Below are 22,278 nucleotides of genomic sequence, written 5' to 3' on the forward strand. Positions count from 1 at the left end.
TTCTCCCCGGGTCGGCCAGCGAACGATCACGTGTCCGTCATGTGTCCGGGGTGACGGACCCGTGAGACTCTAGGATCCCGCCACCGTCGCCGAGAGGGCCCCATGAGCAGGCACCACGTCACCGTGCACCCGTCCACCGCCGACCTGCCGCGCGAGCGCCAGCTGGCGTGGGCGATCGCCGAGCTCGCGGCCGACCGGGTCGAGCCGGACGCCGAGGTGACGGACATGGTGATCAACCGGGTGATTGACAACCACGCGGTCGCCGCCGCCTCCCTCACGCGGGCGCCCGTCGTCGCCGCACGAGCGCAGGCCCTGGACCGCCCGCGTGACCCGGGCGCGACCGTCGTCGGGCTCCCGTCCACGACCCGGGTGGCGCCCGAGTGGGCGGCCTGGGCGAACGGGGTCGCGGTGCGTGAGCTCGACTTCCACGACACGTTCCTCGCGGCCGACTACTCACACCCGGGCGACACGATCGCGCCGATCCTCGCCGTCGCCCAGCACCTCGCCGCCCGTGGGATCACGGGGGCCGACGTCGTCGCGGCGATCGCCACCGCCTACGAGGTCCAGGTCTCCCTGGTCACCGCGATCTCGCTGCACAAGCACAAGATCGACCACGTCGCCCACCTCGCGCCCGCGGTGGCCGCGGGCCTCGGCACGCTCCTGCGGCTCGGCCCGGACACGATCTTCCAGGCCGTCGGGCAGGCCCTGCACACGACGACGGCGACGCGCCAGTCCCGCAAGGGCCAGATCTCGACGTGGAAGGCCTACGCGCCGGCGTTCGCCGGCAAGGCCGCGATCGAGGCCGTCGACCGGGCGGTGCGCGGCCAGACCTCGCCGGAACCGATCTACGAGGGCGAGGACGGGGTGATCGCCTGGCTGCTCGACGGCCAGGGCGCCGCCTACGACGTCGACCTGCCGGCGCCCGGCGAGCCACGCCGCGCCATCCTGCGGACCTACACCAAGGAGCACTCCGCCGAGTACCAGGCCCAGGCGCTCATCGACCTCGCGCGCAGGATGGGCGAGCAGCACCCCGAGCTGCGCGACCCCGAGCAGGTGGCAGGCATCGTGCTGGAGACCAGCCACCACACCCACCACGTCATCGGCTCCGGGGCCAACGACCCGCAGAAGTACTCACCCGACGCCACGCGCGAGACCCTCGACCACTCGATCCCCTACATCGTCGCCGTCGCGCTTCAGGACGGGACGTGGCACCACGAACGCTCCTACGCGCCGGAGCGGGCCCGCCGGCCGGACACGGTCCAGCTGTGGCAGCGGATCACGACCGTCGAGGACCCCGTGTGGACGGAGCGATACCACTCGAGCGACCCGGCCGTGAAGGCGTTCGGCGGCCGCCTCGTCGCCACGCTGACCGACGGCAGGGTCATCGCCGACGAGCTCGCCCTCGCGGACGCCCACCCGGACGGCGCGCGCCCCTTCGCCCGCGCGCAGTACGAGGGCAAGCTCGTCACGCTCGCGACCGACGTCGTTGGCGAGGACGAGGTGCGACGGTTCCTCGGCGTCGCCGCTCGCCTGGCCGAGCTCGGCCCGGACGAGCTCGGCGAGGTCACCGTCACCGCGCCGGGGACGACGATCGAGTCCGCCGGCCGACCCGAGGGGATCCTCTAGGTGCTGCACTCCGCCACGTCTGCCGCCGACAAGCGCCGTGCCCTGCGCGAGCGCCTCTCCTCCGGGGAGCTTCTCGTGCTGCCCGGGGCGTTCAACCCGCTCTCGGCCAGGCTCATCGAGGACACGGGGTTCGACGGGGTCTACATCTCTGGCGCCGTGCTCTCGGCCGACCTCGGCCTGCCGGACATCGGGCTGACCACGCTGACCGAGATCGCGGGCCGGGCGGGTCAGATCGCGCGCGTGACGGACCTGCCGTCGATCGTCGACGCGGACACCGGCTTCGGCGAGCCGATGAACGTCGCCCGCACGATCCAGGTCCTCGAGGACGCCGGGCTCGCCGGCGCCCACATCGAGGACCAGGTCAACCCCAAGCGGTGCGGGCACCTCGACGGCAAGCAGGTCGTCGACGAGTCCACCGCCCTCAAGCGCATCCGGGCCGCCGTCGAGGCCCGGCGCGACGAGCACTTCCTCGTGATGGCGCGCACCGACGTCGCGGCGATCGACGGCCTGGGCGCCGCCGCCGACCGGGCGCGGGCGCTCGTCGACGCCGGCGCCGACGCGATCTTCCCCGAGGCCATGCGCTCGCTCGAGGAGTTCGCCGCCGTCCGGGCCGCGGTCGACGTCCCCGTGCTCGCCAACATGACCGAGTTCGGCAAGTCCGAGCTGTTCACGCACGCCCAGCTCGCCGACGTCGGCATCAACCTCGTCATCCACCCGGTCTCGCTGCTCCGCTCCGCGATGGGGGCCGCCGAGCGGCACCTGCACCACCTGCGCGAGCACGGCACCCTCACCGCCGTCGTCCCCGAGATGCAGACCCGGGCCCGGCTCTACGAGCTGCTGGACTACGCCGGCTACAACGCCTTCGACGACGAGATCTTCACGTACGAGCCCTGACCCGAGCACCGAGCCGAGCCCCGCCCAGAGCGCTGGGCGCCGCCAGGCACCCCACCGACAGGAGCCACGCCATGACGCAGCAGCCACGCGCAGCCGAGCCGGAGATCCGCAAGGGTCTCGTCGGCGTCGTCGCCGACACGACCGCGATCTCCAAGGTCAACCCCGAGACCAACTCGCTTCTCTACCGGGGCTACCCCGTCCAAGAGCTCGCCGACCGGTGCTCGTTCGAGGAGGTCGCCCACCTCCTGTGGCAGGGCGAGCTCCCCACCGCCGCCGAGTCCGACGCCCTGGTCGCCACCGAGCGCGCCCACCGCGCCCTCGGCGAGCAGACCCGCGCCGTCGTCGACGCCCTGCCGACAACCGCGCACCCCATGGACGTCGTCCGGACCGCGGTCTCCGTGCTCGGCGCGAGCGACCCGCTCGCCGAGGACTCCTCGCGCGAGGCCGAGCTCGAGAAGTCAACCCGGCTGCTCGCCCAGGTCCCCGCCGTCGTCGCCTACGACCAGCGTCGCCGCCGCGGCCAGGAGGCCGTGGCCCCGCGCGACGACCTCGACTACTCCGCCAACTTCCTGTGGATGACGTTCGGCGAGGAGGCCGACCCGGTCGTCGTCGACGCGTTCCGCCGCTCGATGGTCCTGTACGCCGAGCACTCCTTCAACGCCTCGACGTTCACCGCCCGGGTCGTCACCTCCACGCTCGCCGACCTCCACTCCGCGGTCACCGCGGCGATCGGGGCGCTCAAGGGCCCGCTGCACGGGGGCGCGAACGAGGCCGTCATGCACGTGCTGCACGAGATCGGCACCGCCGAGGGCGCGGCGGCCTGGCTCGAGCAGGCGCTGGCCGAGAAGCGCAAGATCATGGGCTTCGGCCACCGCGTCTACAAGAACGGCGACTCGCGGGTGCCGACGATGAAGGCCGCCCTCGACACGCTGGTCGAGCACTACGGCCGGCCCGACCTGCTCGCGCTGTACGACGGTCTCGAGGACGAGATGACGCGGGCGAAGAACATCCTGCCGAACCTCGACTACCCGTCCGGGCCCGCCTACCACCTCATGGGCTTCGACACCGAGATGTTCACCCCGCTCTTCGTCGCCTCCCGGGTGACGGGCTGGACGGCGCACGTGATGGAGCAGCGGGCGAGCAACGCGCTCATCCGACCGCTGTCCGCCTACTCCGGGCCGGACGAGCGGCACCTGGCGTAGGAGTCCGGCGCGCCCCGCGCACGGTCGCGGGGCCGGAGCTCGGCACAGGCTCACGGCGCGCGCCCCACGGAGCGAGCGCACCACCGTGCAGCGCGTCGGCGGCGTCCCGCACGATCGTTCGCGTCACCAGACATACTGGTGCTTCCAACACGAACCGTGGTGAGATCATCGTGGAGTCCGCGCCGGGACTGCGGCTCCCGTCGCGGCCGACGGCGGCCCGACGCCGATCAGCGCCGATTCGAGGTTCCCATGCCCCCGTCATCACCGCTCGTCATCGCGGTCGACTCGTCGACCACGTCCAGCAAGGCCATCATCGTCGACCCCGACGGCAAGGTGGTGGCGCTGGGCAAGCGGGAGATCCAGCTCCGCAGCCCGCAGCAGGGGTTCGCCGAGCACGACCCCGCGGCCTGGTGGAACTCCACCAACGAGGCGGTCGCCGCCGCGGTCTCGCAGCTGAAGAACGCCGACAAGGAGCGCATCGTCGCGATGGGCGTGACCCACCAGCGCGAGACGTTCGCCCCGTTCACCGAGGACGGCACGCCCCTGAGGAACGGCATCCTCTGGATGGACATCAGGGCCTCGGACCAGATCCTGAAGTACGGCACGAAGGACATCTGGGAGCTGTCGGGCAAGCCGCCGGACGTCACGCCGGCCATCTACAAGATGGCATGGGTCAAGGAGAACGAGCCGGGCGTCCTGGACAAGGCCGATCGCGTGGTCAACGTCCACGCCTACCTGGTGAAGAAGCTCATCGGCGAGTGGAAGGACTCCGTCGCCTGCGCCGACTCCCTCGGCCTGTTCGACATCGCCCGGCAGACCTACGACTCCTCGCTCCTCGAGATCGCCGGTGTCCGCGAGGACCAGATGGTCGACCTGTACAAGCCGGGCGAGGTGCTCGGCGAGATCCAGGAGTCCGTCCTCGACGGCTGGGGCCTCTCGCAGCCCGTCACGCTCGTGGCCGGCCTCGGCGACGGCCAGGGCGCCGGCATCGGCGCCGCCTCCGTGGACGAGCAGACGCTCTACATGAACCTCGGCACCGCGGTCGTGGCCGGCGTCCTGTCCGAGGAGTACGCGTTCGGCCCCGTCTACCGCACCCTCGCAGGCGGCGTCGCCGACACCTACGTGCTCGAGGTCCTCCAGTCCTCCGGCGCGTTCCTGCCCACCTGGTACCGCACCGCGTTCTGGAACCCCGAGCTGCGCGGGCGCCCCGACCCCCAGCTCGAGCGGATCGCCGCCGAACGCGCACCGGGCTCCGGCGGCCTGGTGACGCTCCCCTACTGGAACGCCGTCCAGAGCCCGCACTGGGACCCGATCGCGCGCGGCGCGGTCGTCGGATGGCGCGGCTCGCACGGCCGCGGCTCCATGTACCGCTCACTCCTCGAGGCGATCGGCCTGGAGATGGCCCGGTCGCTCGACGGCCTCGAGAAGGCCACCGGCACGACGATCACCACCGTGCGCGCGATGGGCGGCGGCGTCCGCTCGCCGCTGTGGCGGCAGATCATGGCCGACACGAGCGGGAAGCCGATCACGGCCTGCCTCGAGGACGAGATCTCCGCGCTCGGCGCGGGCGTCCTGGCCATGGCCTCCACCGGCGTCCACGGCGACACCTCGGTGCGCACCGCCGCCCAGGCGATGGCGCGCTTCGGCGACGTGACGGAGCCGAACCAGGACAACCACGAGATCTACGCCGAGCTCGGCGCGATCCAGGGCGAGATGTACGACGCCCTCAAGGGGACCACCGACAAGCTCCAGGCGTTCGCCACGAAGTACCCCGACGCCGAGGTGGGCGACGTCGAGTGACACCGCGCCCTGCCGCGGCCGACCCGGTCGCGGCGGGGCGCACACCGACCGGGGCGGCCGACGCGATCGGCCGCCCCGGACCGCACACGCAGGACTGCGCGAGCAGGACCGCACGAGCAGAGAAGAGAGCGCATGCGCGCGTACATGTTCCACGGACCCGGCGACCTGAGGCTCGAGGACGTGCCCGAGGGCCGTCCGGGACCCGGCGAGATCGCCGTCGAGATCAAGGCCGCCGCCACGTGCGGCACCGACCTGAAGTCCTACCGGCGCGGGCACCCCACGCTGTTCCCCTCCCTGCCCGCTCGGTTCGGCCACGAGTTCGCCGGCGTCGTCACCGAGGTCGGCGAGGGCGTGGAGCGGTTCGCCGTCGGGCAGCGCGTCGTCGCCGCCAACACGGCGCCGTGCGGCTCGTGCTGGGCGTGCACCATCGGCCGCGAGTCGCTGTGCGAGAACCTCCAGTACCTCAACGGTGCGTTCGCGGAGCAGATCGTCGTGCCGAAGGCGATCGTCGACCGCAACACCTACGTCATCCCCGACTCCCTCCCGTTCGAGGCGGCCGCCCCCCTCGAGCCGCTGTCGACGGTCGTCCACGGCATGCACGAGTCCGGCATCGAGCTCGGCGACACCGTCGTCATCAACGGTGCGGGCCCCATCGGCCAGATGTTCCTCAAGCTGGCCCAGCTCCGCGGCGCCACCGTCGTCGTGGCCGACCGCTCGGCCGGACGGCTCGAGCAGGCCCGCGCCGCCGGCGCGAGCGAGACCGTCGACCTCACCGGTCTGGAGACCCCCGAGGAGTGCGCGGCCGCCGTGCGCCCGTTCACCCCGGGCGGGCGGGGCGCCGACGTCGCGATCGAGGCCGTGGGTCTGCCGAACGTGTGGGAGCAGACCGTGCTCGGGCTGCGTCCGGGCGGCACCGCCGTGCTGTTCGGCGGGACCCCGAAGAACGCGCCGTTCTCGGTCAACTCCTCCGACATGCACTACAAGGAGTACACGCTCAAGGGCGTCTACCACCACCAGCCGCGGTTCGTCCAGATCGCGGTCGAGCTGCTGAGCACGAACAAGTTCGACGGGCTCAGTCTCGTCACCGAGACCCGCCCGCTCGAGGCCCTCGTGGAGTCGCTCGAGGACATGGCCGAGGGCAAGGGCTCGAAGTACATCCTCCAGCCCTGACCGGCCGCAGGGATGACGACGAGAGACACGAGGAGGGTCAGGTGAGCATGCTGCTCGAGAAGGAGCGCGCCGAGGTGGTGCGCGTCTGCCAGGAGATGCAACGACAGGGACTCGTGGTGGGCACCGCGGGCAACGTCTCGGTGCGGGTGGGCGACCAGGTCGTCATCTCGCCGTCGGGCATGGCCTACGAGGACCTGGAGCCCGGCGACGTCGGGGTGCACGACCTGTCGGGCGAGCCCGTCGACGCCGCGTACGCGCCGTCGAGCGAGCTGCCGCTGCACCTGGCGGTGTACGCGGCCACCGACGCCCGGGCGATCACCCACAACCACGCGCCGGCGTCGACGGCGCTGAGCGTGGTGGTCGACGAGGTGCCGGCGACGCACTACTACTCGTCGATGTTCGGCGGCCGCCTGCGGGTGGCGCCCTACGCGACCTTCGGCACCGACCAGCTCGCCACGAACGTGGCCGGCGCCCTCGAGGGCCGTGCGGGCGCGCTCATGGCCAACCACGGCGCGCTGACGACCGGGCCGACCCTGGCGAAGGCGTTCAGCCTCCTGCAGTACCTGGAGTACGTCTGCGAGGTGCACCTGCGGGCGATGTCCGTCGCGGGCGCGCCCGGGGCCCACGTCAAGGTGCTCAGCGACCAGCTCCTCGCCGAGGCCGGCAGCGGCCTGTCCGGCTACGGGCAGACCAGGAAGTAGTCGGGGCGCAGCCCCAGGGGCGGCCCCGGCCGGGAGCGGCCGGGCACCACCCCTGTCACGGGTCGTGCCGGGCGGTGTGGGCGGGCGGGCCCGCGACGTCAGACCGCGAGACCGCCGGTGAGCTCCAGCCACGTCGCCAGTGCCGCGCCCAGGAGCAGCGAGGGCCCGAGCGGGACGTGGGACCGCAGGTTCGCGCGCCCCACAAGGACCGCACCGATCGAGTGCAGCCCGCCGAGGACGATGCCGAGGACCGGACCCACGGTGGCGGCGGGCACGGACAGGTAGCCCAGCCACGCACCGATCAGCAGGAGCAGCTTGACGTCGCCGAGGCCGACCCCGCCCGGCGTGACGAGCGCGACGACGTAGAGCACGCCCGCCGGGACCAGTGACCCGGCCGCGGCCTGCATCAGTGCCGCCGGAGCTCCGGCCGTGACCGAGGCCGCCACGAGGAGCGGACCGACGACCACGGCGGCGGCCAGCAGGAGACGGTCGGGCAGCCGGTGGGTCCTGACGTCGGTCACCGCCAGCAGCACGGCGATCCCGGCGAGCCAGCCGCCCGCCGCCGCCCACAGCACGCGGGCCGCACCGGTCGCGGCACCGGCCGCGGCCCCTGGTCCGGCGTGCGGGGCCGCTGAGCCGTCCGCCGATAGCAGCGCGACGGAGGCGAGGACCGCGACCACGCCGGCAAGGCCGATCGTCGCCGGACCGACCGCGCCGAACGCCGCCGCCCTCGCCCGTCGGGCGGGAGCACCCGATGCGTCGCCCACGTGCCACCTCCCCCTCCTCGGGCGGCGTGCGGCACGCGGCGCCCGTCCGTCATCTCGCGGGCGGCAGCACCGGCGGCGAGTCAGGGATCGCCGCGCCACGAGCGCGCACGGCCAGCTGGTCGAGCAGCGCGGCCCGCACGGCCACGGCGTCGGGCTGCCGCCCGGTCCACAGTCTGACCTGATCGACGGCCTGGTGCAGGAGCATTCCCCAGCCCTCGGCGACCGTGCCGCCGGACGCGGCCCACGCGGCGGCCAGGGGCGTCGGCGTCGGCCCGTAGACGACGTCGAGGAGGACCGCCTCCGGGCGGACCGCGGCCGGCACGAGCTCCGCCACCGGGTCGGCGACGCCGCGCGGGAGCGTGGACACCACGACGGCGGCTCCCGCGAGCGCGCGCGCCACCCCGGCGGTGTCGGTGAGTCGGACATGCCCCGCCGCCAGGCCGGCGCGGTGCGCGACCGGCAGCGCGGACCCCGGACCGCCCACGTTGCGGGCGACGAACGTCAGCTCGCGCACCCCGGCGCTGCCGAGCGCCGCCACCGCCGACGAGGCGGTCGCACGGGCGCCGAGGACCACCGCCGGTCCGTCCGCCGCCGTCAGGCCCGCGTCCGCCAGCGCTCCCGCGATGCCCGCCACGTCGGTGTTGGCGCCGACGATGAGGCCCCCGGGCTGGACGACGATGGTGTTGACGACGCCGAGGAGCCCCGCCACGGAGTCCTTGACGTCCACCGCGCCCGCGGCCGCGAGCTTGAGCGGCATCGTCACCGACAGCCCGGCCCACGAGCTGTCGAGCCCGGACAGGACGTCCGGGAGCTGGTCGGTCGTCACGTCCTGGAGCCCGTACGCCCAGTCGGTGAGGCCCAGGCTCGCGTACGCCGCGCGGTGGAGGGTCGGCGACAGGGAGTGGGCGACCGGGGAGCCGACGACGGCGGCCCGCCGCCGTACGCCGGGCGCGTGGACGTCCTGGCCGACCAGGACCTCGCCGTGGCCGGTCACGACGCCCCCCGACCCGCCGTGGCCGGTCACCCCGTGGCCGGTCACGACGACGGGTTCTCGGCCTGCCACTCGCGCAGCAGCTGGACGTTCTCGTTCTGCTCCTCCAGCGTGGAGGCGAACAGGGTCTCGCCGGTGTCGAGGTTGACCGTGACGAAGTAGAGCCAGTCGCCCTCGGCGGGGTCGAGGACAGCAGCGATCGAGGTGTCGCCGGGCGACCCGATCGGGGTGGGCGGCAGGCCCGGGTGGACGTACGTGTTGTACGGGTTGTCCGGGTTGGCCGTGTCGTCAGAGGTCGGCATGCCGCCGGTCTCACCCATGCCGTACAGGACCGTGGAGTCCATCCCGAGCATCCCGTTGGTCTCCGTGGTGTCGTTCAGGCGGTTCTCGATGACCGTGGCGACCTGCGGCATGTACTCGTCGATGTTGACCTCGCGCTCGACGATCGAGGCCCGCGTGAGCACGGACTGCCAGTCCTCCTCCGGGACGCCGAGCTGCTGGAGCCGGTCGACCTGGAAGGTCACCATCTCGGCGAGGACCTCCTCCGCCGTCGTGTCCGGCTCGAACGCGTAGGTCGCCGGACCGAACCAGCCCTCGGACTCGCCCTCGGCCACCTCGGGCAGCCCGATCGCCTCGGCGTCGGCGGCCGCCTCGGCGACCTCCTCGACCTCGATCTCGAGGTTGCCGGCCACCCGCTCGACCACCTGGTCGCGGGTGAAACCCTCGGGGATGGTCATGGTGATCTCGTTGCGGCTGGCCGGGTCGAGCAGCGCCGCCACGGCGTCCTCCGCCCGCATCTCCTCCAGCAGGGTGTAGGTCCCCGGCTGGATGCCGCCGGAGTCGGGGTTGTTCGCGTAGGCGTCGGTGAAGGCGCGCTCGGACGCGACGACCCCGGCCTCGACGAGCGTCGAGGCGATCTCCGTGCCGGAGGCGCCGATCGGGATCGTCACGTCGACCTCGTCGCTGCCGGGTCCGGGAAAGTCCTCGGCGCTCGTGTCGGGCCGGAACCCGAGCATGTCGCGGACCTGCGGCAGGGCGAACCAGGCGACGGCGGCGAGGGCGAGCGCGGTGAGCACGACGACGACGACGGACCGGGTGCGACGCCTCCTGCGGCGCCTGCGCGCCTCCTCCTGCGCACGCACCTCGCGGCGCGAGGCCCGGACCGCCCCCTCGGGTTCCGCCGGGCTGTCGGCCACCTCGTCGAACAGGTCGCTCATCGGGAAGTCTCCTTCGGCGCTCGGGGGGTGACCGGGCGGCCTGCGGGCCTTCCGGTCGCGCGCTCGGCGTCCAGTGCGCTCTCGAGGATGAGCACGGCCGCGACCTGGTCGACGACCTCGCGGTGCCGCCGCCCCGGGCGGCCGCTGGCGTGCATGGCGCGGTGCGCGGACGTGCTCGTCAGGCGCTCGTCGACGAGGCGGACGGCGACGTCGGGGCTCGTGGCGGCGATGACGCCGGCGAGCGTGGCGGCGTAGTCGGTGGCGGCGCGCGCGGAGGCCCGCACCTTGCCGTCCATGCTCCGCGGCAGACCGACGACGACCTCGATCGCGCCGGTCTCCTCGGTCAGGCGCGCGATCTCGAGCTGGTCGGCGCCACCGGCGTCGCGTGCGAGCGTGGCGACGGGACTCGCGAGCACGCCGTCAGGGTCGCACCGGGCGACGCCGACGCGGACCGTGCCCACGTCGACGCCGATCCGCACCCCGCGGCGCAGCGTCATGCGCGGCCCAACGCCGCGCGGACGGCCGCGAGCGCGGCCGGGACGGCGGAGGCGTCCGTGCCGCCGCCCTGCGCCACGTCGTCCTTGCCTCCGCCACCACCGCCGAGCTCGCCCGACGCGGTGCGCACGAGCTGCCCGGCGCGTGCGCCGGCGTCGCGCGCGGCCCGGTTGGTCGCGACGACCACGAGCGGTCGGTCGTTCGCCGTGCCGACGAGGGCGACGACCAGGCCCCGGGACTCCCCCGCCCGGCCCCGCACGTCGAGCGCGAGGGTGCGCAGGTCGTCCGCGCCGGAGACGGCGCCGAGGTCCGCTGCCACGAGCGTGAGGTCCCCGACCTGCTCGCCCGCGTCGAGGAGGTCCCCGCCACGGCGCAGAAGCTCGGCCTGCTGGAGCGCGGCCAGCTGCTTCTCGGCGCCCTTGAGCCTGGTCATGAGCGACCCGACGCGGTCGATGAGCTCATCCGGGCGGGAGCCGACGAGCTGGCCGAGCTGGGAGACGATCGCCTTCTCGCGCGCCTGGTTCTGGTAGGCGCCTGCGCCGACGAGCGCATCCACCCGGCGCACGCCCGAGCCGATCGAGGCCTCCCCCAGCACGGTGACGAGCCCGAGGCTGCCGGTGCGGTCGACGTGCGTGCCGGCGCACAGCTCCCTGGACCAGTCGCCGCCGATCGAGACCACACGCACCTGGTCCCCGTACTTCTCGCCGAACAGCGCGACCGCGCCGGACTCTCGGGCGGCGTCGAGGCTCATGGTCTCGTCGGTGACGTCGAGGTCCTCGGTGAGACGCTCGTTGACGCGGCCCTCGATGTCGCCGAGCACGGCGGCGTCGACCGCCGAGCCGTGGCGGAAGTCGAAGCGCACGCGCGACGGCGAGTTCTCCGAGCCGGCCTGCGTGGCCTGCTCCCCGAGGTGCTCGTGCAGCGCCTTGTGGATCATGTGGGTCGCGGTGTGTGCGCGCGCGATGTGCCGGCGGCGCTCGGTGTCGATCGCGGCGTGCACGCCCTCGTCGAGGGTGACGGTGCCCTCGGTGAGGGCTCCGCGGTGGACGGTCAGGCCCTTGACGGGCTGCTGGACGTCCGCGACGTCGACGACCCCGCCGCCGACGAGCCGGATCTCGCCCTGGTCGGCCAGCTGGCCACCCTGCTCGGCCCAGAACGGGGTGCGGTCCAGGACGAGCTCGACGTCGGCGGGCGCACTCGCCGTGGGTGCCGGCTCGCCGTCGACGAGAAGACCGACGACCCGGCCCTCGGCCTCGGCCTCGTGGTAGCCGAGGAAGTCCACCGGAGCACCGAGGGAGGCGAGGATCTCGTTGTACCGGGCCGTGTCGACGTGGCCGGACTTCTTCGCGAGCGCGTCGGCGCGGGCGCGCTGACGCTGCTCGCCCATGAGGGTGCGGAACCCCTCCTCGTCGACGGACACGCCCTGCTCGGCGGCCATCTCGAGGGTGAGGTCGATGGGGAACCCGTACGTGTCGTGCAGGGCGAACGCGTCGTCGCCGGACAGCCGCGCCGCCGTGGGGCCGCCGCGCTCCTTGGCACGCGTGACCGCCGTGTCGAGGATCGTCGTGCCCGAGGCGAGCGTGCGGAGGAAGGAGTCCTCCTCGCCGTAGGCGATGTCACTGATCTGACCGAAGCCGGCCTCGAGCTCGGGGTAGGTCTCCTTCATCGCGTCGAGGGAGACGGGCAGCAGCTCCGGGAGGGTCGCCTCCTCGACGCCGAGCAGGCGCACAGAGCGCACGGCGCGGCGGATGAGGCGGCGCAGCACGTAGCCGCGGCCGTCGTTGCCGGGGCGCACACCGTCGCCGATGAGCATGAGCGCGGAGCGGACGTGGTCGGCCACGACGCGCAGGCGGACGTCATCCTCGGCGTCCGCGCCGTACCGGCGGCCGGTCAGCTCCTCGGTGCGCGCGATGACCGGGAAGACCTGGTCGGTCTCGTAGAGGTTGTTCTTGCCCTGGAGCAGGTAGGCCATGCGCTCGAGGCCGGCCCCGGTGTCGATCGACTTGCTGTCGAGCTCGCCGAGGAGCGGGTAGTCCTTGCCCTGGCCGGGGCCGCGGAGGAACTGGTCGAAGACGAGGTTCCAGAACTCCAGGTAGCGGTCGCCGCCCGGGTCGACCGAGCCACCCTCGGCCTCCGGGCCGAACTCCGGCCCGCGGTCGTAGTGCCACTCGGCGCACGGGCCGGCGGGGCCGGGCTGACCGGTGTCCCAGAAGTTCTCCTCGCGCGGGAGACGCACGATGTGCTCGGGGTCCAGGCCGATCACGGACGTGAGGTGGTGAAGGGCGGCCGCGTCCTCGTCCCAGACCGTCACCCACATGCGGTCGCCGTCGAGCCCGAGTCCCCGCTCGGCGTCCGTGATGAACTCCCAGGCGAGGTCGATCGCCCCCTCCTTGAAGTAGTCCCCGAACGAGAAGTTGCCGGCCATCTGGAAGAACGTGCCGTGGCGCGTCGTGCGGCCGACGTTCTCGATGTCGTTGGTGCGGATGCACTTCTGCACCGAGGAGATGCGGGGGTGCGGCGCCTTCTCCGTACCGACGATGTACGGGATGAACGGCACCATCCCGGCGATCGTGAACAGCAGCGACGGGTCCGGCGAGACGAGCGAGGCCGAGGGGACGACCTCATGACCGTGCCGGGCGAAGTGCTCGTTCCAACGGCGGTGGATCTCGGCGGTGCGCATCGGTCCTCTTCGGCGGTTCGGGGGGCGTCCGCAGACCGGACGGGGCCGGGCGGCTCGGGGCAGACTATCGCGCCGAGACGCGATCGTTACCAATCGGCGTTCTGGCTGATCCGGAGCCCGGTTGAGATGCCTGCGCCCCGATCACCTTCGTGACCGGGGCGCAGCGCGGGGGTGGATCAGCGCGAGTAGTACTCGACGACGAGCTGGACGTCGCAGGTCACGGGGACCTCGGGGCGGGCCGGGCGGCGCTTGAGCTCGGCGCGCAGCTTCTCGAGCTGGACGTCGAGGTAGGGCGGCAGCTCCGGGAGCACGTCGCGGTGCCCGCCGGCGGCGGCCACCTGGAACGGCGTCGTCGTCTGCGAACGGGGCTTGACCTGGATGACCGAGCCGGGCTGCACGCGGAACGACGGGCGGTCGACGATCTTGCCGTCGACGAGGATGTGGCGGTGCGAGACGGCCTGGCGGGCCTGCGCGGTGGTGCGCGCGAAGCCGGAGCGCAGGACGAGGGCGTCGAGACGCATCTCGAGCAGCTCGACGAGGGACTCACCGGTCATGCCTGGCTCGCGGCGGGCCTCCTCGAAGACCCGGACCATCTGGGCCTCGCGGAGCCCGTACTGGGCGCGCAGGCGCTGCTTCTCCTTGAGCCGGACGGAGTAGTCCGAGTCCTGGCGGCGGCGGGCGCGGCCGTGCTCGCCGGGGCCGTAGGGGCGCTTGTCGAAGTACTTCTGCGCCTTGGGGGTCAGGGCGATGCCGAGGGCGCGCGAGAGGCGCACCTGACGGCGGGTACGGCTGGGGGCCATGCGGATTCCTTACTCGTGTCACGACCGAACGGCGCTGCGCCGTCGGTGTGGGGTCGACCGTGGTGGCCGGCTGGTGCCGGCGGTGGCCAGGACCCCAGGAGCGCCTGCGCCGGTGGCGCAGGACAACCTCAGCAGGGTATCAGCGCTTCCCGCGCAGGATCGAGCGGATCGCGCCGAGGCGCCCTGTGATCTCCCGCTCGTGCCCGTGGGTGGTGGGCCGGTAGTAGGTGGCGTCCGCGATCTCCTCGGGCAGGTGGTCCTGCGCCAGGACGCCGCGCGGGTCGTCGTGCGGGTAGCGGTAGCCGACCCCGTGGCCGGCCCGCTCGGCGCCGGCGTAGTGCGCGTCGCGCAGGTGGTGGGGCACCTGGCCGGATCGGCCCGATCGGACGTCGGCCAGGGCCTCGTCGATGCCGAGGTAGGCGGCGTTGGACTTCGGGGCCGACGCGATGTGGATGGTGGCCTGCGCGAGCGGGATCCGTCCCTCGGGCATCCCGATGAGCTGGACCGCCTGGGCGGCGGCGACCGCGGTCGTCAGCGCGGTGGGGTCCGCCATGCCGACGTCCTCGGACGCGTGGACGATGAGGCGGCGGGCGATGAATCGCGGGTCCTCCCCCGCCGCGATCATGCGCGCCAGGTAGTGCAGGGCGGCGTCGACGTCGGAGCCGCGCATGGACTTGATGAACGCGGAGATCACGTCGTAGTGCTGGTCGCCGTCGCGGTCGTAGACGACGGCCGCGACGTCGATCGCCGCCTCGACGTGGGCGGTGGCCACCGCGGTGTCGCCGGCGTCCTCCGCGGCCGCGGCCGCGGCCTCGAGGATGGTCAGCGCCTTGCGGGCGTCCGGCCCGGCGAGCCGCACGAGCACGTCGGCCGCGTCGTCCTGAAGCGTGAGCGACCCGCCCAGGCCGCGCTCGTCGTGAAGGGCGCGCGCCACGAGGCTGCGCACGTCGTCGGCCGTCAGCGGGCGCAGGGTGAGCAGGAGCGAGCGGGACAACAACGGGGCGTTGACCGAGAAGCTCGGGTTCTCGGTGGTGGCGGCCACGAGCGTGACCCAGCGGTTCTCCACGGCCGGCAGCAGCGCGTCCTGCTGGGTGGTGGTGAACCGGTGCACCTCGTCGACGAACAGCACCGTCTCCCGCCCGGAGGTGACGAGGTCCCGACGGGCGGACTCGACGACGGAGCGCACGTCCTTGATGCCGGCCGTGACGGCGGACAGCTCGACGAACCTGCGGCCCGAGGCGCGCGCCACGAGGTACGCGATCGTCGTCTTGCCCGTGCCGGGCGGGCCCCACAGGACGACGGAGGCCGGGGCCGTGCGGCGTGAGCCGGACGCGTCGGCCGGCTCGAGGAGGCGGCGCAGCGGCTGCCCCGGCGCGAGCAGATGGTCCTGGCCGAGGACCTCGTCCGCGCTCGCCGGCCGCATGCGCACGGCCAACGGCGCGCCCGCCGAGGCGGCGGGCGTGCCGTCGTCGGTGGTCGAGGCGGAGGTGAACAGGTCCACCGCCCCAGCCTACGGAGCCCGTCCCACATCCGGACCGCCGTCATCGGGCGTGCGGGGGTGGCGCACGCCTCGTGGCCGCAACGGCAATCAGGTACGTGCGGCCGGTCGCGCGGTGCGAGCATGAGCCTCGTGTTCCGCGCACTGGGCCGACTGGTCACCTCGTTCCCGAAGCTCGTCGTCCTGGCCTGGGTGCTCGTCGTCGCCGGCGCCGGGACGTGGGCACTGACCGGGTTCGGCGGCGACGGGCTCTTCGACCGGATGGCCGCCGGCGACGAACCGGTCATCGAGGGCTCCGAGTCCACGATCGCCTCCCGCGCGATGGAGGACAGCTCGACCGACGCCGACACCGTGACGATGGTCGTCACCGGGATCGACGTGGCCGACCCCGAGACCCAGGCCGCCGTCGCCCAGGTGCTCGGACCGCTCACCGCCGAGCTCGACCAGATCTCGGGCGTCTCCCGCGCCGTCTCCCCCGCGGCTTTCCCCGGCGGTCCCGCCGACGAGCAGGCCGGCCCGTTCGTCTCGGCCCAGGGCGACGGCGTCGCGGTGATCGCGACCATCGACAACGACGCCGACGTCGACGCCACCCACGCCGAGGTCGTGGAGCTCATGGAGTCCGCCGACCTGTCCGCCCTCGGACCGGACGCGGACGCCCACCTCACCTCGACCCAGCTCGTCGTCGACGCCATCAACGCCCAGATCCAGGAGGACCTCATCCGGGGCGAGGCGATCGGGCTGCCGGTCGCCCTCCTCATCATGGTGGTCGTCTTCGGCGGCTTCCTCGCCGCGACGCTGCCCGTGATCGGTGCGCTCGCGTCGATCGTCGCCGGCATGGGTGCGCTGCTCGCGCTCACCTACGGGATGGAGATCCAGTCCTTCGTCCTCAACGTGGTCACCGTCCTGGGGCTCGGCCTGTCCATCGACTACGGCCTGCTCGTGGTCTCGCGCTTCCGCGAGGAGGTCGCCCGCATCCGCGAGACGACCGACGACGCGGGGCCCTTCCGGCCCGGGAGCCGCGACCCGCGGCTGATGGCGGCCGTGCGCAGATGCGTCGAGACCGCGGGACGCACGGTGTTCTACTCCGCCGTCACCGTGGCGATCTCCGTGGCCGGCCTGCTCCTCATGCGTCCCGACATCCTCACGACGATCTCGGCCGGCGCGGTCGCCGTCGTGCTCCTGGCCGTCGTCGCGGCAATCACGCTCATCCCGGCGGTCCTCGTCCTGACCGGCCACCGCCTCGCGCGCGGCTCCGCGCTGGCGAAGGTCCCGGGGCTCCGGCTCCTCGTGCGTGCCTTCGGGGACACCGGGTCCGACGAGGGCGCGTTCTCCAGGCTCGCCCGGTTCGTCCACCGCCATCCCTGGGCGATCCTCGTCGGGGTCACCGCACTCCTCGCCGTGGCCGTCTCCCCGCTGGCGAACATGACGCTGCGCTCGTCGTCGGTCGAGATGGTCCCGACCGACACCGACACCGGGCAGGCGCTGCAGGTGCTCGCCGAGGACTATCCCGCGCTCGGGTTCGCCGACGCCTACACGGTGGCCGACGCCGCGCCCGACGAGCTCGGCGCGTGGGCCGAGGCGGTCGAGGCGATCGACGGTGTGGAGTCCGTCGGGACGCCGAGCGTCCTGGACGACGGCCGGTCGCTCGTCACCATCACGCTCGCCACCGACGACCCGGGCGACGCCACGGGCGTCGCCGCCACGGAGGAGATCCGCGCCGTCGACCCGGGGTTCGAGACCTTCACCGGCGGGACGGCGGCAGCGCAGATTGACTTCACCGACTCCCTGGTCGACGGGCTCCCGCTGACGGCCGGCGTCGTCGTCCTGGCCGTGTTCGTCCTGCTGTTCCTCATGACCGGGTCGCTGCTCATCCCGATCAAGGCCCTGCTCATCAACGTCCTCTCGATCGCCGCGTCGCTCGGGCTGACCACCTGGCTCTTCACGTCCGAGACGGGATCGAGCCTCATCGGCCTGTCCGAGCCGCACGCCGGCCTGGAGACGTACGTGGTGGCGATCATCGTCGCCTTCGGGTTCGGGCTCGCGATGGACTACGAGGTCTTCCTCCTGGCGCGCATCAAGGAGTACTGGGACTCAACTGGGGACAACGACCTCGCCGTCGAGCGGGGGCTGCAGCGCTCGGGGCGGATCATCACCTCCGCGGCGGCGATCATCATCGCCGTGTTCCTCGGGTTCGCCCTCGGGGAGATCGACGCGATCCAGCAGGTCGGGCTCGGGCTCGCGCTCACCGTCCTCCTCGACGCGACCCTCGTGCGGCTGCTGCTCGTGCCCGCCACGATGACGCTGCTCGGCCGCTGGAACTGGTGGGCGCCGGCCCCGCTGAGGCGGCTCTACGAGCGCTTCTCGATCGAGCACTGAGGTGCGGCTCCTCCTCGACCTCACGCCGCTGCGCGAGTCGGTCCCCTACCGGCACCTGTGGGTCGGCCAGCTGGCGTCCGCCCTCGGCGCCCAGCTCGCCACGACCGCGATCGCGCTGCAGCTGTTCGCGCTGACCGGCTCGTCGATGTCGGTCGGGCTCGTCGGGCTGTTCGCGCTCGTGCCCATTGTCGTCGTCGGCCTGTACGGCGGCGCCGTCGTCGACGTGTTCGACCGGCGCAAGGTCGCTCTCGCCGGCGGTGTCCTGCTGTGGGTGACCGGTGGGCTCAACGTGGCGCAGGCCGCGCTCGGCAATACCGAGACGTGGGTCCTCTACGGGCTCGTGGTCCTGCACTCGACGGGCTTCGCGATCGTCTCCCCCGCGCGCTCCGCGATCTATCCCCGTCTGCTGCCGCCCCACCAGCTGCCGGCGGCGAACGCGCTCAACGCCATCGTCATGTCCGGGTCGATGTTCGTGGGCCCGCTGCTCGCCGGGTTCATGGTCGAGCACGTCGGCTACACGATGACCTACCTCGGCGACGCCCTGCTCTACACGGTGGCGATGTGGGGGATGTGGACGCTGCCGCCCGTGCCGCCGCAGGGCTCGGTCGCGGGCGTGCGGGCGCGCATGCCCGGGCTGCGCTCGGTCGCCGACGGCGTGCGCTTCCTCGCCACCGCACCCAACATCCGGATGACGTTCCTCACGGACTTCTGCGCCATGGTGCTGGCGAATCCCCGCGCCCTCCTGCCGGCGGTGGCGATCGTCTGGCTCGGCGGCACCGAGGGGACGACCGGCGTGCTCTCGGCCGCCATCGCCGCGGGGGCGCTGCTCGCGCTGACGTTCTCCGGTCCCGTGGGACGGGTGCGCCGGCAGGGTGTGGGCACGGTGGCGGCGGTGGGCTCCTACGGGGTGGCCGTCGCGCTCGCCGGGGCGGCCGTGCTCCTGGGTGGGCATCTCGGCGCGCCGTGGGCGCTGGTGCTCGTGTGCGTCGCGCTCGCGGTGTCCGGCTCGGCGGACTCCATCGCCATGGTCTTCCGGACCACGATCCTGCAGGTCGCCACCCCCGACCACCTGCGCGGCCGGCTCCAGGGCATCTTCATCGTCGTGGTCGCCGGCGGGCCCCGCCTGGGCGAGTTCCTCCTCGGCTCGCTCGCCACGGTCACCGGCGAGGGCTGGGCGCTCGTGGCCGCCGGTGTTGCGTGCGTCCTCGCCCTCGCCGCGGTCGTGGCCCTCCAGAGGAAGTTCCTCGACTACGACGCCGAGGACCCGCAGCCCTGACCGCGGGGCCGCCCGGTCCGGTCCCCACCTGCGCCGAGGTCGTGCCGCACATGGCGAGATCGTGCTCCGCAGGCACGACCTCACCACCTCCGGCACGACCTCGCCACCGTCCCCCTGCCGGTGCCGGACGAGCCGGCGCCTTCAGCGCAGGAACAGGGCGCGCAGCCGCACGGTCGTCAGCCACAGCCCCGCGCCCACCATCGCCACGAAGTAGCCGAGGTGCCCGAGCGTGGCCCAGTCGACGTGTCCGACGCCCAGGTGGCGCATCAGCTCGACGCCGTGCCACAGCGGAAGCGCCTGGACGAGCCACTGCACGGCCTCGGGGTAGACGTCGATCGGGTAGAGCGTGGCGGAGAGCAGGAACATCGGGAGCATGACGAACCCGATGACGTCCATCTGCTGGAAGCTCGTCATGAAGCTCGTGATCCCCATGCCGATCGCGGCGAAACCGAAGGCGACGAGGACGGCCGCGGGCACCATGAGCAGCGCCCACCAGCTGGTCACCAGGCCCATGAGGGCCATGACGCCGAGGAACCCGCACGCGTAGAGGAACCCGCGGAACAGGGCCATGACGATCTCGCCGAGCGCCACGTCGAGGGGACCGAGGCTCGTCTGCAGCATCGCCTGGTACAGCTTGGCGAAGCGGAGCTTGAAGAAGACGTTGAAGGTCGAGTCGTAGATGGCGCCGTTCATCGCGGAGGTGGCCAGCAGCGCCGGGGCGATGTAGACGGCGTACTCGACCGCCTGCCCGCCGGGGCCGACGACCTCGCCGACGAGGCCGCCCATGCCGATCCCCATCGCCAGCAGGTAGAGCACGGGCTCGAAGAAGCCGGAGACGAGGATGATCCAGTTCTGGGCGAGCACCACGGTGAACCCGCGCTCGACGACCGCCCCGGTGTTGCCCGCCCACAGCGAGCGGATCATGGACCGCGCGCTCATGAGGAGAGCCTGCGCGTGTAGGACCGCCGGGACCACACGAGCCCGAGGGCCGTGCACGCCACGAGGAACGCGACGTGCGCGGCGATGAGCCACGGGGCGACGTCGGCGCCGTAGGAGACCACCCGGGCCAGCTGGCTGCCGTGCCACACCGGGGAGAGCCAACCGATCCACTGGAGGTACACGGGCATCACGGTGAGCGGGAAGAACGTGCCCGCGAAGAGGAACATCGGCATGACGACGAAGCGCTGGATCGCCGAGAACTGGAAGCCCTCGTCCTCGAGCGTCGACGCGTACGCCTGCACCGGTGCACCGAACGCCGCGGCGGCCAGCACGCCGATCGGCACGAGGAGCACCGAGGCCGGCGACGACGTGGCGCCGAACGCGAGCATGATGAGCCAGAAGACGAGGCACTGGGCGGCGAACCGGAGCATGACGCCGACGAAGTGGCCGTGCGCGATGTGCCCGGGGCTCATCGCCGTCGCGGCGGGCGCGTGGTAGAGCCGCTGCCACTTGAACCCGGTCATCACGGGGTAGGTCATCTCGCCGGTCACCGACATCACCGCGGTCGAGACGAGGATCGCGGGCGCGACGAACGTCAGGTAGTCCACGCCGTCGACGGTGCCCGCGCCCTGGCCGACGAGCGTGCCCAGCCCGATACCCATGGCGATCATGTAGACGAGCGGCTGCCCGACGGCGTACATCAGCGCCGAGAAGGCGTAGTAGCGGAAGCTCCGCAGCCAGGCCTCGGTCTGGTACCACCAGCCCCAGCGTCGCGCGGCGGCGGCCATCGCCAGGTGGCGGGGGTCGGCGCCGGCGGAGGTGGCGACCGTCGCGTCGGGACCGCCCGACGACGACACCCCCGTCGTCGCCCCCGCCCCGGCTCCTGCCCGGGCGGCGTCCTCGTGGTCAGTCAACGAGGCTCCTGCCGGTGAGCCGGAGGAACACGTCCTCCAGGGAGGACCTGCGCACGAGCGAGGTGATCGGGCTCAGGCCCCGGTGGGCGACCTCCTCGACGACGGCCTCGCCGTCGTCGGCGTAGAGCAGCACGCGGTCGGGCAGCACCTCGGTGCGCTCGGCGACGTCCGCGAGCTCGGCCACCACGGACGAGTTGCGCGCGGAGCCGAACCGCAGCTCGACGACCTCGCGCGTGCAGTACTCGCGGATGAGCGCGCGCGGCGAGCCCTCGGCCATGATCCGGCCGTGGTCGACGACCACGAGCCGGTCGCACAGCTGCTCGGCCTCGTCCATGAAGTGGGTCGTCACGACGAGCGTGGTCCCGCCCTCCTTGAGGCGGAACAACCGGTCCCACAGGATGTGCCGCGCCTGCGGGTCCAGGCCGGTCGTGGGCTCGTCGAGCAGGAGGATCTTGGGGTCGTTGACCAGCCCCCGTGCGATCGTCAGGCGTCGCTTCATCCCGCCGGAGAGCGACTGCACCTTGGCCCGGGACTTCTCGGTGAGCTGGGCGAACTCGAGCAGCTCGTCGGCCCTGGCGGCAAGCTCGCGGCGCGACATGCCGAAGTACCGGCCGTACATCACGAGGTTCTCCTTGACCCGGAGCTCCTCGTCGAGGTTGTCCTGCTGCGGTATGACGCCGAGGTGGGCGCGGACCTCGGGGCCCTGCCGGCCCGGGTCCATGCCGAGCACGCTCAGCTCCCCGCCGGAGCGGTCCAGCGTGCCGCCGATCATGCGCATCGTCGTCGACTTGCCGGCGCCGTTGGGGCCGAGCAGGCCGAAGCTCTCTCCGGGCGCCACCTCGAGGTCGATCCCGTCGACCGCGACGAAGTCGCCGTACGTCTTGCGCAGGGCAGAGGCGTGGATGGCGGGTGGCACGCGGAGGATGATAAGC

Annotated in this window: 18 protein-coding genes; 8 read left to right on the forward strand and 10 right to left on the reverse strand. The window is 72.9% G+C overall.

Annotation, left to right across the window (positions count from 1 at the left end):
* The first annotated feature begins 102 nt into the window (after nt 1-102).
* The 6 genes from AC24HA_RS10225 (at nt 103) to AC24HA_RS10250 (ending at nt 7,393) form a co-directional block, all read left to right on the forward strand.
* Nucleotides 103-1,626 carry an MmgE/PrpD family protein gene (locus AC24HA_RS10225; protein WP_425709500.1) on the forward strand — a complete coding sequence of 508 codons (1,524 nt, stop codon included), beginning with the start codon at nt 103-105 and terminating at the stop codon, nt 1,624-1,626.
* A complete protein-coding gene (gene prpB, locus AC24HA_RS10230; RefSeq protein ID WP_425709501.1) occupies nt 1,627-2,520 on the forward strand; it encodes a methylisocitrate lyase in 894 nt (297 codons plus the stop codon). It abuts the gene before it with no gap.
* A 71-nt stretch (nt 2,521-2,591) separates the two neighbouring features.
* Complete coding sequence (locus tag AC24HA_RS10235) at nt 2,592-3,722, forward strand: bifunctional 2-methylcitrate synthase/citrate synthase (protein WP_425709502.1); 1,131 nt, start codon at nt 2,592-2,594, stop codon at nt 3,720-3,722.
* Nucleotides 3,723-3,971: 249 nt separating this feature from the next.
* Nucleotides 3,972-5,522 (forward strand): xylulokinase, encoded by a 1,551-nt coding sequence (locus AC24HA_RS10240; protein WP_425709503.1) that lies wholly within the window; start codon nt 3,972-3,974, stop codon nt 5,520-5,522.
* Between the two features lie 132 nt (nt 5,523-5,654).
* Nucleotides 5,655-6,692 (forward strand): zinc-dependent alcohol dehydrogenase, encoded by a 1,038-nt coding sequence (locus tag AC24HA_RS10245; protein ID WP_425709504.1) that lies wholly within the window; start codon nt 5,655-5,657, stop codon nt 6,690-6,692.
* Between the two features lie 47 nt (nt 6,693-6,739).
* On the forward strand, nt 6,740-7,393 hold the full coding sequence (locus AC24HA_RS10250; protein WP_425709551.1) for a class II aldolase/adducin family protein: 654 nt from the start codon (nt 6,740-6,742) through the stop codon (nt 7,391-7,393).
* A gap of 98 nt (nt 7,394-7,491) precedes the next feature.
* Here AC24HA_RS10250 and AC24HA_RS10255 read toward each other — a convergent pair whose 3' ends face one another.
* From AC24HA_RS10255 to AC24HA_RS10285, 7 genes are all read right to left on the reverse strand, one after another.
* Nucleotides 7,492-8,160, reverse strand: a complete 669-nt coding sequence (locus AC24HA_RS10255; protein WP_425709505.1) for a prepilin peptidase — start codon at nt 8,158-8,160, stop codon at nt 7,492-7,494.
* A gap of 49 nt (nt 8,161-8,209) precedes the next feature.
* Entirely contained in the window at nt 8,210-9,199 is a 990-nt protein-coding gene (locus tag AC24HA_RS10260) for a shikimate dehydrogenase (RefSeq protein ID WP_425709506.1), read from the reverse strand.
* Nucleotides 9,196-10,368, reverse strand: a complete 1,173-nt coding sequence (mltG, locus tag AC24HA_RS10265; RefSeq protein WP_425709507.1) for an endolytic transglycosylase MltG — start codon at nt 10,366-10,368, stop codon at nt 9,196-9,198. Before mltG ends, AC24HA_RS10260 begins: the two co-directional genes overlap by 4 nt.
* Entirely contained in the window at nt 10,365-10,865 is a 501-nt protein-coding gene (gene ruvX / locus AC24HA_RS10270) for a Holliday junction resolvase RuvX (protein WP_425709508.1), read from the reverse strand. The genes mltG and ruvX overlap by 4 nt, the downstream gene beginning before the upstream one ends.
* Nucleotides 10,862-13,543 (reverse strand): alanine--tRNA ligase, encoded by a 2,682-nt coding sequence (alaS, locus tag AC24HA_RS10275; RefSeq protein ID WP_425709509.1) that lies wholly within the window; start codon nt 13,541-13,543, stop codon nt 10,862-10,864. The genes ruvX and alaS overlap by 4 nt, the downstream gene beginning before the upstream one ends.
* A 176-nt stretch (nt 13,544-13,719) precedes the next feature.
* The gene (rpsD, locus tag AC24HA_RS10280) at nt 13,720-14,343 is read right to left on the reverse strand and encodes a 30S ribosomal protein S4 (RefSeq protein WP_425709510.1); all 624 of its coding nucleotides are present in this window, start codon (nt 14,341-14,343) and stop codon (nt 13,720-13,722) included.
* A gap of 139 nt (nt 14,344-14,482) precedes the next feature.
* Nucleotides 14,483-15,844 (reverse strand): replication-associated recombination protein A, encoded by a 1,362-nt coding sequence (locus tag AC24HA_RS10285; protein ID WP_425709511.1) that lies wholly within the window; start codon nt 15,842-15,844, stop codon nt 14,483-14,485.
* 120 nt (nt 15,845-15,964) lie between these two features.
* On the opposite strand from AC24HA_RS10285, the gene AC24HA_RS10290 reads away from it, so the two are divergent.
* A complete protein-coding gene (locus AC24HA_RS10290) occupies nt 15,965-18,217 on the forward strand; it encodes an MMPL family transporter (protein ID WP_425709512.1) in 2,253 nt (750 codons plus the stop codon).
* A gap of 1 nt (nt 18,218) precedes the next feature.
* Nucleotides 18,219-19,493: an MFS transporter gene (locus AC24HA_RS10295; RefSeq protein ID WP_425709513.1), complete on the forward strand. Its 1,275-nt coding sequence runs from the start codon at nt 18,219-18,221 to the stop codon at nt 19,491-19,493.
* Nucleotides 19,494-19,634: 141 nt separating this feature from the next.
* Here the strand turns inward: AC24HA_RS10295 and AC24HA_RS10300 are convergent, their stop codons facing one another.
* From AC24HA_RS10300 to AC24HA_RS10310, 3 genes are read right to left on the reverse strand one after another with little or no spacing between them, the layout of a single operon-like run.
* A complete protein-coding gene (locus AC24HA_RS10300) occupies nt 19,635-20,432 on the reverse strand; it encodes an ABC transporter permease (RefSeq protein WP_425709514.1) in 798 nt (265 codons plus the stop codon).
* The gene (locus AC24HA_RS10305; RefSeq protein WP_425709515.1) at nt 20,429-21,346 is read right to left on the reverse strand and encodes an ABC transporter permease; all 918 of its coding nucleotides are present in this window, start codon (nt 21,344-21,346) and stop codon (nt 20,429-20,431) included. The genes AC24HA_RS10300 and AC24HA_RS10305 overlap by 4 nt, the downstream gene beginning before the upstream one ends.
* Entirely contained in the window at nt 21,339-22,262 is a 924-nt protein-coding gene (locus AC24HA_RS10310) for an ABC transporter ATP-binding protein (RefSeq protein WP_425709516.1), read from the reverse strand. Before AC24HA_RS10310 ends, AC24HA_RS10305 begins: the two co-directional genes overlap by 8 nt.
* Nucleotides 22,263-22,278: the final 16 nt, after the last annotated feature.

It is taken from the genome of Georgenia sp. Z1491 (assembly GCF_057652395.1).